This is a genomic window from Asticcacaulis solisilvae, from assembly GCF_052327315.1.
GTDB lineage: Bacteria > Pseudomonadota > Alphaproteobacteria > Caulobacterales > Caulobacteraceae > Asticcacaulis > Asticcacaulis solisilvae_B.
In genome coordinates this window covers 1130091-1146181 of the sequence record NZ_CP166196.1, presented here as the reverse complement: position 1 = coordinate 1146181, position 16091 = coordinate 1130091, and the positions used below count along the sequence as shown (strand labels likewise).

The 16091-nt window shown below is 64.7% G+C and carries 11 protein-coding genes; 1 reads left to right on the top strand and 10 read right to left on the bottom strand.

Annotation, left to right across the window (positions count from 1 at the left end; all coding sequences use genetic code 11):
* Positions 1–38 precede the first annotated feature (38 nt).
* On the top strand, positions 39–950 hold the full coding sequence (locus AB8717_RS05320; protein ID WP_443749993.1) for a hypothetical protein: 912 nt from the start codon (positions 39–41) through the stop codon (positions 948–950).
* Here AB8717_RS05320 and AB8717_RS05315 read toward each other — a convergent pair.
* The 10 genes from AB8717_RS05315 to AB8717_RS05270 form a co-directional block, all read right to left on the bottom strand.
* The gene (locus AB8717_RS05315) at positions 947–1756 is read right to left on the bottom strand and encodes a nucleotidyltransferase domain-containing protein (RefSeq protein WP_443749992.1); all 810 of its coding nucleotides are present in this window, start codon (positions 1754–1756) and stop codon (positions 947–949) included. The genes AB8717_RS05320 and AB8717_RS05315 overlap by 4 nt on opposite strands.
* Entirely contained in the window at positions 1753–2736 is a 984-nt protein-coding gene (locus tag AB8717_RS05310) for a DNA polymerase beta superfamily protein (RefSeq protein ID WP_443749991.1), read from the bottom strand. The genes AB8717_RS05315 and AB8717_RS05310 overlap by 4 nt, the downstream gene beginning before the upstream one ends.
* Positions 2733–5255 carry a polynucleotide kinase-phosphatase gene (locus AB8717_RS05305; RefSeq protein ID WP_443749990.1) on the bottom strand — a complete coding sequence of 841 codons (2523 nt, stop codon included), beginning with the start codon at positions 5253–5255 and terminating at the stop codon, positions 2733–2735. The genes AB8717_RS05310 and AB8717_RS05305 overlap by 4 nt, the downstream gene beginning before the upstream one ends.
* Positions 5252–6649 (bottom strand): 3' terminal RNA ribose 2'-O-methyltransferase Hen1, encoded by a 1398-nt coding sequence (locus AB8717_RS05300; protein ID WP_443749989.1) that lies wholly within the window; start codon positions 6647–6649, stop codon positions 5252–5254. The genes AB8717_RS05305 and AB8717_RS05300 overlap by 4 nt, the downstream gene beginning before the upstream one ends.
* A gap of 310 nt (positions 6650–6959) precedes the next feature.
* Positions 6960–9455, bottom strand: coding sequence for a glycoside hydrolase family 9 protein (locus AB8717_RS05295; protein ID WP_443749988.1), 2496 nt, complete (start codon positions 9453–9455; stop codon positions 6960–6962).
* 172 nt (positions 9456–9627) lie between these two features.
* On the bottom strand, positions 9628–10038 hold the full coding sequence (locus tag AB8717_RS05290) for a hypothetical protein (RefSeq protein ID WP_443749987.1): 411 nt from the start codon (positions 10036–10038) through the stop codon (positions 9628–9630).
* Positions 10039–10226: 188 nt separating this feature from the next.
* Positions 10227–10586, bottom strand: coding sequence for a DUF2147 domain-containing protein (locus AB8717_RS05285; protein WP_443749986.1), 360 nt, complete (start codon positions 10584–10586; stop codon positions 10227–10229).
* 62 nt (positions 10587–10648) lie between these two features.
* A complete protein-coding gene (locus AB8717_RS05280; RefSeq protein WP_443749985.1) occupies positions 10649–13012 on the bottom strand; it encodes a beta-L-arabinofuranosidase domain-containing protein in 2364 nt (787 codons plus the stop codon).
* A 75-nt stretch (positions 13013–13087) separates the two neighbouring features.
* Complete coding sequence (locus AB8717_RS05275) at positions 13088–14032, bottom strand: UDP-glucuronic acid decarboxylase family protein (protein ID WP_443749984.1); 945 nt, start codon at positions 14030–14032, stop codon at positions 13088–13090.
* Positions 14029–16044 (bottom strand): O-linked N-acetylglucosamine transferase, SPINDLY family protein, encoded by a 2016-nt coding sequence (locus tag AB8717_RS05270; protein ID WP_443749983.1) that lies wholly within the window; start codon positions 16042–16044, stop codon positions 14029–14031. The genes AB8717_RS05275 and AB8717_RS05270 overlap by 4 nt, the downstream gene beginning before the upstream one ends.
* Positions 16045–16091 lie beyond the last annotated feature (47 nt).

Here is a 16091-nt window from a genome sequence, read left to right as displayed (position 1 = left end):
CTCATAACCTGCGTTACAACTTAACGCGGAGGCAGGGCATGGCGGACGAATCGGCGGCGCGAGCCGCTCAAAGGCAGACATACGAACTCGCCGACCTGATCGCCTGGGACTGCGACACGCTGATCAGCGAGCCCGAATACCAGCGCGTCTTCACCCACCCGCGCCGCCACGCCGCCATGCGCGCCATATCGCGCTCGACACTCGACGCGGCGCTGACCGACAAGACGCTGATGGGCATCTTCAAGGACGGCGGCCGCTATGCCTGCGCCATGTGGGCCATCCATCTGCACGTATTAGGCGGCCTGACCCTGCAAAGCCTGAAGGACCTGTGCGCGGCGTCCGGCTTGCTCAGTCCCGGCCGGGCGCGCGCCGTCCTGCTCTTCATGCGCTATCTTGGCTATATCGAACCCGCCAAAACGCGGACCGGCGGGTCGCAGGTCTTCGTGCCGACGCAGCGCTGCTACAAGTCCTGGACGACGCATATGCGCATGGCCTTGCAGGCGGCCGCCGAGATAGAGCCGCAGGTCCGGACCGTGATCGACCATATCGACGATCCCGAGGTTTTTGCCTGTGTGGTCCGCACCCAGGGCGAAAGCCTGTTCGAGGGCGTCAAGGCCTTCGATCTCGACCGCCCGCACTTCCGCGTCTTCATCAATCGCCACGCCGGGACGCTGGTCATGGCCGACCTGTTGACGTCACCCGGCGATGGCGACTTCCCGCCGCGCGCCGTGGCGGCGTCGAGCCAGCGCGAGTTTTCGAAGCGCTACGCCGTGTCGCGCGTCCATGTCAGCCGCATGCTCAGGCACGGCGAACGCGAAGGCATTCTGACGATGGACGACGGCCATATCCACCTGGCCGACGCCTTCCGCGCCGAGATCGAACTCGACTACGGCCGCCAGGTCCGCCACCTGCTCCTCTCCGCCGCCCGCGCCGCGCGGCTGTTGGTTTAGGCGCCGATCAGGTTTCGGAAGATCGCGTCTGCTTCGCCGAGCAAAGGATGTGCACCAATATCGATGCGGTCGGGCCTTGGCGCTTCGTCGCGTAGCGCGTCCTCGATCAGGGCGTCGAGCACGGCGACGCCCGCGACGGCGTCCTTTTCGCCGCCGGTCCGCTTGTGGGCGAACAAGCCCGCCATGGCCGAGATGGCCTCGCCGCTTAGGTTCAGGCCGTCGATCAAACCTTTCGCGTCCATTGGCGGCAGGTCGTCGCGGGCGTTCAGCCACATCAGCATCAGAGCCGGCCGCAGGGCATAGCAGTAGCGCTTGACCGTGGCCCCGCCGGTCTCTGCCATCTGCGTTCGGGCGCCACGGCACAGGCGATCATAGTGATAGCCATAAACAGCGCGGTCAGCCGTCCGGGTGGTAAAATCCCGCAAGGCCATAAGGGCCTGAACATCAGCGGCATACACCACCGGCGAGGCCAGCCATTCGTGCAGGATGGGGTTCGAGGTCAGCGCCAGGCGCAGCGCCTTTTGCACGTCCCAACCGTTGAGGTCGAACGGCACGCCGAGTGTCGGGTCATCGGCCAGCGGCGTTTCGATGACGTCGCGAAATTCGCGCACCGACAGATAGTCGCCACGCGGCCGGGCATGGACGAAGCGCACGTCGTAATCGCTGTCGGCTGAAGGAAAGCCCCAGGCGCGGCTGCCCGACTCGATGGCAAACAGAATACGCACACCCTGGTCAGTGGCCAGTTCCGCCAGCCGGCCGGCGATATAGGCCGACGCTTCGGCCGGTACCGACGAAGCTTCAATCATGGCAAATCCCCCCGCACGATCCGGCCATAAAGGTCCGCGATAAAATCCTCGGCCAATCGTGGCTCGGGCGCCTCGGGCAGGTTGCAGCGCTCGGCCGCCGCTTCGACGGCTTCGAGCAGCGTTTCGATCTCCTCGCCCACGGCGGCATACGACAGCTCGCCGCGCTTGATGGCCAGAAGGTGCGCGGCTTCGGGCCGGGGCAAGGTCACCCGCCCGGTTTCGAGGAATTCGACCGCCTGGCGCGCGATGCGCACGGCGTGCGACATGGCCTTCCAGTCGACGCCCTGATTGGCTTCGGCGGCGCGCGTGCGCTCGCCGAATTCGGTGTAAAGAGCCTCAGCGATTGCCCGCGCGCCCTTGATCGAGGCCGAGAAGATCGCCTTCTTGCCGGCGATGTCGAAATAGGTTGCGACGTATCCTGTCGCTTCCGGCGCCCCGACGACGCCCAAAAGCGCGTGCTGTCCGGCCAGGGCGCGTACCTCGGCGGCGGCAACCTCCAGCTTGGCGTTCGAACCGTGGACGGCTTCGATCGCCCGCAGCCCTTCCAGCGCCGCGCGCACGGCGCTCAATCGCTCGCCCTTCACGCCGTACTTGCGCGCCTGCTGGCGGCAATAGCCGACAAAGGCGGTCGTCCGGCGGCTGAACAGGCGCGGTGCCAGGGCCTTGATCTCGGCCCAGACAGGATGCGGCGCGCCCAGCACCATGGTGTCGGGCGCGAACAGCATGTCGAGCGCCACGGTCTGCCCCTCCGCCAGGAGGCTGAGGAACTTGGCCGGCGAATAGGCCTCGAAATCGGTGTCGCCGGCCGTGTTCTTTTCCCCCCTCGCCTTTTCGCGGTGGACGCTGACGGCCGCCTGCACGCGCTGCAACAGGATATCGCGCGGCTCAGGCAGATAGACCGCCTTGATGTCCAGGTCGGATTCGGGCGTCGCCGTGCCGTAGAGATGCGCGCCGAAGGTCAGTTCGACGATCGTCCTCATAGGCGCGGATCCACCGGTTCGCTTTCCAGCGCCAGGACGCCGAACACCGCTTCATGCACGCGGTAGAGCGGTTCACCGGCGACGAAGCGTTTCAACGCCTCGTACCCCAGCGCATACTCGCGCTGTGCGAGGGAGCGCTTGGCGCCGACACTGCGCGCCTTCAGCCGCGACAGGTTTTCCGGCGCCGTATATTCCGGCCCGTAGATGATGCGCAGATATTCGCGGCCGCGGCACTTTACGCCTGGCTGGATCACGCCCTTTTGGCCCTTGACCGTGAAATCGACCGGCTTGACGACCATGCCCTCCATGCCGGCGGCGGTCTCGTCCTCCCACCACTGGGTGGCGGCGGCGACCCGCGCGGCATCGCTGAGATCGACAACCTGGCGGCGCGTGGTGGTGACGAAGCCGGGATCGCCAGCGCACAGCCGGTCGATCAGGTCGAGATGCCACAGGTGATCGCGGTCGAGATTGAAGCCGCCCTCATGCGCCAGCACGTGGAAGGGCGCGATGCGATAGTCACCGATCCCCCGCACGTCCCAGCAATAACGGCGATAAGCGTCGCGATAGGCCGACACCATGCCGGCGCGGGCTTCCGCCTTTTCGGCCATGTCCGCCTGTCCGGCGCGCGCCAGAAGCTCGGCGGCAATCGGCAGGACGTGCGCGGCCGCCGCGCCCACGGGCGCGTACTGCTGCTCGATCAGCGCCATGGCCTTGGCCGACCACGGCATGATCTCGGTATCGAGGCACACCCAGTCGCTGCCGAGATGCGCCCACAATCCGGCCGTTTCCATGGCTTTCGAGAGCCGCGCAAGGAAGGCATCCTCCATGGCCTTATCGGCGAAGAAGGCGCGGCCGGTCCGCGTATAGACCGTGCCCAGCCCCGCGCCGGTCGTGCCGAAACGCCGCGACACGGCGTCGGCATCGCGCCCCAGCACCACGACGGCGCGTGAGCCCATGTGCTTTTCTTCGGCGACCACCGTCGCAACACCCTGCCTGCGGTAATAGTCGAAAGCCTCAGCCGGATGCTCCAGCCAGCCGTCGAGGCCGCTCGTCTCCGGCGGCGACATGGTCGGCGGCAGGTAGATCAGCAGGCGCGGATCGACGGCGAAGCGGCTCATCACCTCCAGCGCCGCCATGGCGTTTTCCTCGCGGATGACGATGTTGCGCGAAAGCTCGGTCTCGACGATACGCTTGCCCGTCACGTCGTCGATATCGAGCATATCGGCGTCGCGCGTTTCCTGCCCGTAGCCGATCGGGCGCACGGGTTCGCAGTAGACGCGCGACGCGTCGACCTGGACGATCTCTTTTTCAGGATAGCGCATGGCCGTCAGCTTGCCGCCGAAGACGCAGCCCGTGTCGAGGTTGATCGTGCGGTTCAGCCACTCCGGCTCGGGGATCGGCGTATGGCCGTAAACGAGCAGGGTGTCGCCGCGATAGTCGCGCGCCCAGTTGTAGCGCACCGGCAGGCCGAATTCGTCGATCTCGCCCGTCGTTTCACCGAACATGGCGAAGCTGCGGATGCGCGGCGATCCGCGTCCGATATAGTGTTCTTTGAGGCCGGCGTGCGACACCGCCAGCTTGCCGCCGTCGAAGACGTAATGGCTGATCAGGCCGTCGAGGAAGCGGACGACGTCCTGCTTGAACTCCGGCGTCTCATGGCTTAGCTGTTCCAGCGACTCGGCCAGGCCGTGGTTCACCTTGACATCGCGGCCCTGCAAGGCTTTACGCAGCTTTTCATCGTGGTTGCCAGCGACGCAGAAAGCACGGCCGTCCTTCACCATGTCCATGACGATGCGCAAGACCTCGGGCGTCTTCGGCCCGCGGTCGACCAGGTCGCCGACGAAGACGAGACGGCGGCCTTCCGGGTGCGTGACGCGATAAGGCGTCCGTCCCTCGATGACGTAGCCGAGCTTGGTCATCAGCGCCTCGAGCTCGTCGAAACAGCCATGGACGTCGCCGATCAGGTCGAACGGCCCCGTCACGTCACGCTTGTCGGGCCAAAGGGGCTGACGCTCGATGCGCACGTTGTCGATCCCGGCGGCGTCGAGCACGGTAACGTGACCGAAGCCTTCACGCTTCAGTCCCTTGAGCGAGCGGCGCAGCGCCTCGGCCTGGCCCCACACCACGCCCTTGCCGAAGTTGCGGTCCGGCCGCGCTTCATTGCGCTTCAGGCAGACTTCGCGCGGCACATCGAGCACGATGGCGACCGGAATGACGTGGTGCTTGCGCGCCAGGTCGATAAGCGGGCGCCGTGCCTCGGGCTGGACGTTAGTCGCATCGATCACGGTCAGCTTGCCCGCCGCCAGACGCTTACCGGCGATGAAGTTCAGCACCTCGAAGGCGTCCTTCGTCGCCGACTGGTCGTTCTCGTCGTCGCTGACCAGGCCGCGGCAATAGTCCGAAGAGATGACTTCGGTCTTGAGGAAGTGCTTGCGGCCGAACGACGACTTGCCGGAGCCCGAGGGCCCGACCAGCAGGACCAGCGACAGTTGAGGGATGGTGATTACGGTTTCGGTCATTGCTTGTCCCCCTTCGTAAAGATCGCCGCCTGGGTCGGCGCCCCAAGCGTTTCATGTACGGTGCCCACGGCGTCGAACACCACCGTGTAGCCGAAGCGTTCGGCGACACCGTTGGCCCACGCTGCGAACTCGGCCCGCGTCCATTCGAAGCGGTGATCCGGGTGACGGAATTTTTCCGCCGGCAGGTTCGGGAACAGGACGTTGTATTCGGCGTTCGGCGTGGTGACGATGGCGTGCGACGGCCTGGCGTGTTCGAACACCGCGCGAGCAAAGGCGTCGAGGCGTTCGGGCTCCAGGTGCTCGATGACCTCGATAACGGTGGCGGCGTCGTAGCCGGCTAGCCGCTTGTCGCGGTAGGTCAGGGCAGATTGCAGCAGCTTGATGCGCTGCTGCTGGAATTCCGGCAGACGATCGAAATTCAACCGGGCGCGCGCGATCTCCAGCGCGCGCACCGACACGTCGCAGCCCGTGATCTTTTCGAAATCGAGATCCTTCGCTAGCCGCCCGATCAGCTTGCCTTCGCCGCAGCCCATATCGACGACCGACCTGGCGCCGAGGCGCTTCAGCGTCGCCACGACCCAGTCCATGCGCTGCTGGTTGAGATTGATCGCTTTTTCCAGCGTTTCTTCCTGGCCGTCCTGGCGCACGGGATCTGGCACGGCTTCGCCATCCGACAGCCGCTCCATCACCGCTTCCGCCAGGCCGCGCAGGTTCTTGAGATAGCGCCGGGCGATCAGCTCGCGCTCCGGATGGGCATCGAGCCAGCCCTCGCCTTTCTGCAGCAGCTTTTCGACCTCGTCGTCGCCGACCCAGTAATGCTTGTCGGCGTCGAGCACGGGGATCAACACGTAAAGGTGGCGCAGCACGTCGCTCAGGCGCGCGGTGATGCGCAGCCTCACGTCATAGCAGACGCTGCCGCCCCAGGCGGGAAAGGCGTCGTCGAGCGGAAGGCGCGTTGCCTCGACCGCGTAACCCAGCGGTCCGAACAGACGCGCCAGCAAGCCTTCGCCGCCGCGCGACGGCAGCACCGGCACGCGGATGTCATAGGCGATCGCGCTGTCGGCCATGGCCTGGCGGTCCTTCGACCGTCCGGTCATGGCGGTGCGGAACACCTGGCCCAGGGCCACGCTCAGAAAGGACGAGGCGACATAGGGCCGGTCGTTGACGTACTGCTCCAGCGCGAAACCCTCGTTCGGGCCCTTGCGCCGCACCAGGCCGACCGGATCGATCTCGAGCATCAACGCAGCCGTGCACAGGTCGTCGCGCGCGTCCGGATAAAAGACGTGGGCGGTGCCGAAACCCAGGTCCTGGCTGTGCAGCCGCTGCGGGTTCTTGTGCAGCAGGTAGCCGAGGTCGGTGGCGGGGGTGTGCGTGGTCGAAATCGTCAGCAACACGGGAAAATTCCATACGAAAAAGCCCTCTTGAGCGGGTCAAAAGGGCTGCGGCAAAAGACTTTGAACGGAAATTAAACTCGGTTCGGTCCTTGAACGTCAGCCTTTCGCGCACGCGGCAACGGTTCGCCTGCATGCAAGCGGCCGCGGGCGACGACGATCGGGCGATTGTTCAGAACCATGGCGGGTGTATCGTCCATTTGGCGCGATCGGTCAAGCCGTACCGCGGTCCAAGAAAAATGGCCCCCGCCCATGCCAGTGAGACGGGAGCCATCAAGGTGCCGGCCTGACGTGCCGGGGTCTTTTACGAAGGTTATTTGCTCAGGGCGTTGGCCGTGTTGACCAGCTCGATGAACAAAGAGCCTTCGGGAATGACGTATTCGTTCTCGCCCCAGAAGAAGGGGTAGTCCTCGCGGTTTTCGGGATAGTCGGGCTTGATGATCAAGGCGCCCGGCACCACGCCTCCGGCGATGAAGGTGAAATCGGCGCGGTTGTTGCCGTACGCGACCTCCTTCGACTGCGTGCCGACGCCCGAGACGAAGGACAGGTTGTGCCCCGGGTGCGTGCCCATAAGGTAATCGATGCCGCGGAAGACGGCGTCCGACGACACGATATCGGGATAGGTTTCGTGCAGGGCCGCCGCCGTCAGCGCGTAGTTCATCACCGCGCCGTTGCCCGCCCAGCCGCCTTCGGTAATCGGCACGCCATAAGGGTTCTTCGCCGCCAGCGCGTCGGCCTCGGTCTTATAAGCGACGACGGCCGGACGCACCCTGGCCTTGAAGGCCGCCGGCATGTAGGGGATGGCGCGCGCGATCAGCTGGGCGTTCAGCGCGAACTTTTTCGACGCTTCCGGCCACAGGGCGTCGATACGCGCGGCGTATTGCGGATCCTTCGTGGTGATCAGCAGCGCCACCGCCGCCGACAACTCTTCGGTCACAAGGTCGCCGCCCGTAACATTGCCGTGGCGGAACAGGTCGGGCGCGTGGCTGTGTTCCTCGGCCCAGACACGCTTGGCGATGGCAAGCGACTCGTCGGCCAGGGCGTCGTCATGGCCGCGCAAGACGCGCGATGCGCCCGCCAGTGCCGCGATCGAACCGTAGTTGAGCGCCGAGGATTTATTCGTATAGGCCAGCCGGTCGTCCCTGCGGCCGCTGCGGCCGTCCTTTTCCTCGAAGGGCCCCAGCGTCGGGTCGTAGATCAGGCCATCGGTCTTGGTGACGGCGTCGCCCAGGTGCGGGTATTGCGTCAGGTCGGGCTCGACAATACCGCTGATGGCGTGGCCCACGGCGTGGAACTGCGCCACCAGCTGGATCGTGCCGTGGGCGATCTGCTGGACCACGTCGGGCTGGCCGTCAGGCGTGTGCAGGGTCACCAAGCGATGCGCCTCGTCGATCGAGGTATCGTCGCGGTCGAGGTGGAACTTTTCATAGGCGTCGACCAGCTGCTGCACGACGGCGTACTGGCTCTGCGTGCGGATGTCGAAGTCGCCGGCGTCGAACCACCCGCCGACATTCAGTCCCGGAATATGCTCGAACGGCTTGAAGCGCGTATCGGTCGTCGGTCCCGAACCGTAGAGGTCGAGGTGCTCTTCATTGACCGGCGCCTGCAACGCGTCGTCCTTGTGGCTGTCGCCGTGCCAGACGCGATAGCCTTCCTTGACGTACATATGGTCCATGGCGACCGGGAAATAGACGTCGTTGGTCGGATGCCAGGCATCGGCATAAATGTCGGCGGCGATACGGAAGGTCGCCGTTTTCTGGCCGTTATACTCGATCTCGTACAGGCCGGGCTTCGTTACCGAAGAGAAGTCTACGGTTAGATAATGGTAGCGTAGATATTTCCCCCACGGCTTCGCCTGGGCGGTCAGGGCGACCGTGGCGCTGCCGTCCGCCTGGATTTGAAGTATCCGCGCCGTCTTGGCGGGCATGTCGTTGGGATCGAGCTCGACCACCGCCACTTTTTGCTGCGCCGGCGCATAGCCCAGCTGCGAATGGCCGATATTGGGCGCGCGCACCCAGTTCGGCACGGCATTGGCCGTGACGTTCCACGACACCACCGTGCCGGTCTTGTTGGCCGGCAGCAGGGTCCGCAGCACGTACCAGCCGTTCTGCGCCTGGTTGCGGCCGTCATAGAGGCCGATGTCGCCGCCGTCGGTATCGGTCACGGTGACGCGGCGCATCTCGTCTTCCGGCGCCAGAACGAAGGTCTTTGCCGACGCCAGCGGCAAGGTCCTGGTTTGCGGGCCGGTCTGCGGCGCGAACCTGGCCTCGGGCTCCAGCGCCATCGGGCTCGATGGATAACGCGGGAACTCTCCGGCCTTGCCGTCAGCCAGGTAGCTCTTGTGGAAATAGGCCGACGGAACGAATTCCAGGTTGAAGCCTGCCCGGCCCGCCAGCGCCTCGGGCAGCGGCTTGTCGAGGACCACGCTGACCGTCACGCCGTCGCCATGCGGTTCGGAGCGCACATGATAGGTGAAATCGAACTCGGCATATTTCAGCGTCACGTCGATGACGCCGGTTTTAGGATCGACCTTGCGGTCGACCAGCTGGCCGATCAGGTCCCACTGGCCGGGCGTCGAGCTCATGCGCACGTCGCCGTTGGTGGCGGTGCGGATGCCGTGGTGGATCAGTTCCACGCCGCTGATCTTCGAATCGCTGAACAGGCCGTCGTACCAGTTGGAAAAGACCAGGACATTGACGCCGCGCGCCTCGTAATAGCCCTTGTCGTTGAGGTGAAGCGGAGCCGCAAAGGCTTGCCCGGCCATCAGCGCCACAGCACTGACGCACGCGGCGATCGCGCGCAGTTTCATCCCGGTCTCCCTGTTTGTGGTGCTTTTTTACAGGGATAGCACGGCACCCGCGTCGCCGCCAAGATAAAATGTTAGCGCTACCTTTTTCGAGCCCGCCTGGACAAAGCGCCCATAAAACGCAACCGGCCGCCGCGGATGCGGCGGCCGGTGTCTGGTTTCCCGGCGCGGGAATTCAGTTCGGCATCAAGGCTGAAACCTTGTTGACCACCGTCTTGGTGACCTGACGCACCGGCAGGGCGCGGACGCGTTGCCGGGCCTGTTGCGCCAGGCGGCGGGCACTGGCACCGGCCTTGTCGATGTCCTTGCGCTTCACGCCAAGGCGGTCGAGGCCAAGGCGCTTCACCGGCAGCTCACGATCGTGCTGCGCCTTGAGATAGAGGGCGGCGCCGACCCCGGCCGCCAGGGCTACGCCGCCGGCGACAGCGCCGATCAGCTTCCAGTTCCAGCCCCTGACCTCTTCGGCCACGGCCTCGCCGGCCACTTCAGCCGCCTCTTCCAGGCCTGGATTGGCCTCGATGGCATCGGGATTGATCGCCGTGTCGGCGGTAGAGGTAAATGAGGAAAAATCGTCGCGCGTATCCATGGTAAGGCTCCTTCCGAGTTCACACGGAAGATAACAGCCGTTCCGGTAAGGCCGATGCAGGAGCCTGTGTGCGGTGCGATGAATTTACGATAAAGACGGCGCTTTTAGAGCTCAAGCGCTGCATCAGCGGCGGCCAGCCGTCGCGCTCCAGCACCGGCAAAATGCGTCAAACGCGGTTGCCGGTATTGTTACGGCAGCCGCGTCCAGGTCTGCGACCGGCAGAAGAGCTTGAACACGCACCCCTGCAGTTTCAGCTTGTCGCCGTCGACCTCGGCGCTGCCGGCATAGGTCTTGTCGTCGGTCGGATCGGTGATCGTGCCGACGAAGCGCGCTTTCTCGGCCTTCATGCGGCCGATCATCCTACCGTTGAACTTGCCCGATTTCAGCGTGATGCAATAGCCTTCGGAACACGGCGCGATTTCAGCGGCCGACCCCGCCTCCGTTTTCCAACGCCCTTCTATGCCCGTCGAACTTCCGGGCTGGGCGAAGGCGGGCGATGCGGCGGACAGGGCCATGGCGGCCAGACAGATTTTCAAAACGCGAGTCACGGATGCCTCCCCGGCAATGTCGCTCCATTATCGCCGGAAAAGTTTAAGCTTTTTTATGCAACTCACGCCTGTTTCGTAACAGCCCGGACCAGCCGGCATTCGTAGACCGGGAACCACTGGTTGGTTTTCGACTCGAACCGTACACGGACTTTGGCCGCGGCGGTCATCGTCTCCGGTACGGCATAGGTGCGGACATTCTTGGCCACCGTCGGATCGCCCGGCAGGGTTTCATGCGTCAGGACCTTGCCGTCCACCAGAATGTCGAACGCCTTGTTGCGGGCATCGCCGATATAGGTGACCTGAAGCTCCAGCGGCCCCGGCGCGGTCTTGAGGTCGAACTCGAAATAGCCCTGGTTGATATTACGCCCGCGCTCGGCGATGTGGGTGATGGTCGCCGTGTTGGGCGTGCCGGCGAAATTGTGGTCCTGCTCGGGCTGCTGTTCGCCCAGGCGGATGATGTCGACCGTGCGCGCCTCGATATCGGCGCGGGCCTTGGCGTCGGCGATATAGGCCGCCTGCATGGCCGGCCATTCCGTCCCCGTAAAGCGGCGGAAATAGACAGCCGTGCGGTTGTTGTACTGGTCGAAATAGGGCTTAAGCGTCATCGGCCCGGGCTTGCCGGCATCGCCGAAGGTAAAAGTCCAGTCGGCGGTCTTTTGCAGCACGCCGTCATTGCTGTCCGCGACGATGGCGGGATCGTAGCCCTGCCACGGCGTGTCCGACGGCCCGAGGTCGGCCGCCAGGACCAGCGGCCCGTTAAGGAAGGCGACCAGGCGGTCGTCGTCCGGCAGGCTTTCGGTGTGGATAGCCATTGGCAGTTTCAGCGCCACCTGATCGCCAGCCTTCAGACCATTGAGCGCTATATAACCGCCGTCGCGCTTGCCCGCGGCCTTGCCATTGACGGTGACCGACGCGCCTTGCGACCAGACCGGCACGCGAAGCGCCAGATCGACCGGCTTTTTCGCCGCCGCGACGCGGATCGCCACGGTATCCCCGCGTGGGAACGCCGTATCCATGTCGAGCTTTACGCCGCGCTCATGCCAGTCGAGCATCGACGGGTAATAAAGGTTCACCACGACCTGGCTGCCCTTGCGCCACCACACGCTGTCGCCATGCTTGGAATGGCTCTCCATGCCCGTGCCGACGCAGCACCAGAAGTCGTTGTCCGGCGTCGAATGCACCCGGCCGTAGCCCGAGGCCAGGGGCATGAAATAGGTGAACATGCCCGTCTTCGGGTCGTGCTGCGCCAGGATGTGGTTGAGGTGCGCGCGCTCATAGAAGTCGAAATAGCGGGCGTCACCCGACCAGCCGTACAGATGCCGCGTCAGCTTCAGCATATTATAGCTGTTGCACGACTCGCAGGTCTGCTGCCCCAGGCGCTTGGCCAGTTTGCGCGGCTCGCCGAAATGCTCGTACTCGGAATTGCCGCCGATGACGTAGGAATGGTCCTTGGTCACCGTCTCCCAGAAGAAGAGCGCGGCCCTGGCCGAATCGTCGCGGTGCTGCGCAGACGGGTCGAGTTCGTAGAGGCGCGCCAGGCCGATGACCTTGGGAATCTGGGTATTGGCGTGCTTGCCCGCCAGTTCGTCGCGGCCGGCGGCCAGGGCATCGAGCACCTGGCGGTGGCGCGAGCGCTCGGACAGGACCTTCCAGCGCACATCGCCGGTGCGGGCGTAGAGTTCGGCAAAGGATTCGGCCATGCCGCCGAATTCGATGGTGAATATCTGCTGCAACTGGTCGTCGGACAGGCCTTCGAAAATGGTCCCGACATAGTTGCCGAGGCCGACCGCGACCTTCAGGGACGCAGGATCGTCGCACAGGGCATGGGCGTCAAGCGCCCCGGCCAGCACCTTGTGGTAGGTGTAGAGCGGCACCCAGCCGCCGTTCAGCCCGGCGTGGGTATCGATCTGCCCCTTGCGCAGCTCTTCGTAGACGACCTTGCCGTCGATCGTCTTGCCGTCACGATCCACCGTCGTGCCGCCGGCATAGCCGTCGCCGTTCTTCGCCTGGATGTCTGCCAGTTCATTGGTGATGTAGACGGCGCGCTCACGGAATTCCGGACGGCCGGTCTGGGCATACATCAACGCGACGGCGGAGTGGTAATGGCCCAGGCTGTGCCCGGCTATGCCTTGCGCTTCCCAGCCGCCATAGCGCTCGCCCTTGGGCTGAAGCCCGGCATTGGCGCGGAAATTGTGCAGCAGGCGGTCGGCGCTCAACGACAGCAGATAGCGCGCATTGGCCTCGACAGCGTCGTTGAACACCGAAGGCTTAAGCCGGACATCCTTCAGCGGAAAGGGTTCGACGGCGGTGACCGCCCGCGCGCTCGCCGCAGCCGATGTCCTGGCGAACGCCCTGCCCGCCACAAAACCCGAAGCCGTGAATGCCGTGGCTGCGCGCAATGCGCCACGCCGGGAGACCGTCGTCATGGAAACCTGCCTGATGATGTTTTTTGCCAGCCTAGGCCAAAACGTCCGGCAGGGCAATAAACTCAGACAATATAATCAGGCGCCTTCGCCGACCACGGACCGGAAATAGTCGATGGTGCGCATCAGCCCCTGACGAAGCTGGACCTGCGGCTCCCAGCCGAGCTTCGTGCGGGCCTGGGTGATATCGGGCTGGCGCTGGCGCGGATCGTCCGACGGCAAGGGCCGGTGCACGATCTTGCTCTTCGTGCCGGTCAGCTCGATGACCGCATCGGCCAGTTCACGCATGGTGAACTCGACCGGATTGCCCACATTGATCGGGCCCAGGACGTCGTCGCCGCTGTCCATCAGGCGGACCATGCCGTCGATCAGGTCGTCGACATAGCAGAAGCTGCGCGTCTGGGTGCCGTCGCCATAAAGCGTGATGTCCTCGCCGCGCAGGGCCTGGACGATGAAGTTGCTGACCACGCGCCCGTCGTTCGGGTGCATGCGCGGCCCGTAGGTGTTGAAGATCCGCATGACCTTGATCTTCACATTGTGCTGGCGCTGATAGTCGAAGAACAGGGTCTCGGCGCAACGCTTGCCTTCGTCGTAGCACGACCGGATGCCGATCGGATTGACGCGGCCCCAGTAGTCCTCGGTCTGGGGATGGACCTCGGGGTCGCCGTAGACCTCGCTGGTCGAGGCTTGCAGGATCTTCGCCTTGGTGCGCTTGGCCAGGCCCAGCATGTTGATGGCGCCGATGACGCTGGTCTTGGCGGTCTGGACGGCATCGAACTGGTAGTGCACGGGCGACGCCGGGCAGGCCAGGTTGAAGATCTGGTCGACCTCGACGAACAGCGGGAAGGTCACGTCGTGGCGAATGAATTCGAAACGCGGATGCCCGTTCAGGTGCGCGATATTCTTGCGCTGGCCGGTGAAGAAGTTGTCGATGCACAGAACGTCGTCGCCGCGGTCAAGCAGGCGATCGCACAGGTGCGAACCGAGGAAGCCGGCGCCGCCGGTCACAAGTACTTTTTTCATTTACGCCATAGCCGGTTGTCATGGGGAAGCGGGCGCCAGGCGTTGCGTTTCGCCAGCTTTTCGCGCCAGAAGCCCTCATAGTCCTCGATCGCCTGGACTTCGACCGCGTCGTGGTCGTGCGTCATGGCGACTTCGAGATAGGTGTCGAGATTGGTCAGGTCGGGCTCAGGCAGCCGGCCTTCGCGATAGTCCTGCCACATGCCGGCATAGAGGCCTTCCATGTCGCGCACCAGCTTGCCCGTATCGAACAGGGTGCAGCTGTCGCGGTTGGCCTTGAGGCGTGCCTTGTACGTTTCCAGGCGGGCGCGGTCGTGGCCGAGCGCAACGGCATGGTCGACATAGTCCCGCGGGCTTTCCGTCACCAGTTCCGGCAGGCCGGCCGAGCGCACCAGCGACCCGCAGACACGCGCGGCGAAGCTGCGGCCCGACAGGGTCAGGACCGGTACGCCCATCCACAGGGCGTCCGAACACGTCGTGTGCGCGCCATAGGGCGTCGTGTCGAGGAACAGGTCGGCCAGCGGATAGCGCGCCAGGTGGTGCGCATTGGCCAGCTTGTCGGCGAAGATGATACGGTCGGGATCGAGGCCCTTCGACTGCGCGTAGGCCTTGAGGTTGATGTGCGACAGGTCGGCGCCCGACAGCAGCCACAGGACGCTGTCCGGCACGCGTTGCAGGATCTCGATCCAGCGGTCGAAGGTGAAACGCGTGATCTTGTGCGTGCCGTTGAAGCAGCAATAGACGAAGGCGTTTTCCGGCAGGCCGACATGGGCGCGGGTGGGCGTCTCGGCCGCCACGGCGCGCAGACGGTTGTTGGGCTGGTAGCAGCTGAGCCGCTCGACCTTTTCCGAGTAGTACTTCTCGCTCCCTTCCGGGATGATCCAGTCGTCGGCGACGATATAGTGGTGGTACGGGCTGCCCATGGTGCCGGGGAAGCCCAGCCAGTTGACGATGACCGGCGCCGGACGCAGGGCCAGCAGCTTGATGCGGCCGTCGCGCGTATAGCCGTTGACGTCGACCAGGATCTGGATGCCGTCGTCGGCGATGCGGCGCGCCGCCGTGACATCGTCCATGCCGGTGATGTCGACGAACTGGTCGCTGTCCGCGCGGTAATGGTGGTGGATCGGGTCGTGCTCGGCCTTGATGCCGCAATAATAGGAATAGACCTCGACCTTCGACCGGTCGTGCAGGCCCAGGACCTCGTACATCAGGTGGCCGATGGCGTGTTCGCGCAAGTCGGACGACAGATAGCCGATGCGGATACGGCCGTCGGGACGGTCCTGTTCGGCCGCCCAGTGGCGTGTGATGATCTCGCCGGCCGGCTCGCCGATATCCTTGAGGTTATAGTGCCAGGAAAGCGCCAGCTGATAGGCCGGGTCGTCGGTATAGGCGTTGATCGACAGGGGCGAAATGCCGCGCAACAGGTGCTGCCTCGTGGTGCGTTCGCCGGGCTCGATCGTCGGCCAGGCGCACTGACGCTGGCGGGCGGCGATGACGTGCTGGGCGGGTTCGCGCTGGTGCGGATCGAGCTCGAGGCTCATCTTCAGCACCTTTTCGGTCGCCTCGTCCTGCTGCGACGCCTCCAGCACGCGCGCCATCTGGTTCAGCGCCATGGTCATATGGATGATGTTGCCGCCGGTCAGTTGCGGCAGGCGGCCCGTGATGGCGTCCCATTGCAGCACGGCGGCCTGGACGTTGCCCAGGCGCTCGTAGACGCGGCCGAGATTGATATAGGCCGGGTGGAAATCGGGATTGAGCGCCACCGCGCGCTCGAAGGCCTGCTGCGCCGGCTCGAGCATGTTGAGGTCGGTCAACAGGGTGCCGAAGTTGAACAGCACCGCGTAGAGCAGCGGGTGCTCGGGATTGTGCAGGACGTACTGGTCGTAAAGCTCGACGACGCCACCGATGTCCACGCCCTTGAGGCTGTCGGCAACGGAGATCAACTCCATGACCGAAAGATCCCCGGCGGCGGCGCGGCTCTTGGCCTCGCCGATATTTCCCTGATAGGCGCCCATATGCGACTGCCTCGATTCGCTGATACTTCGCCAAGCGTAACGGCCGC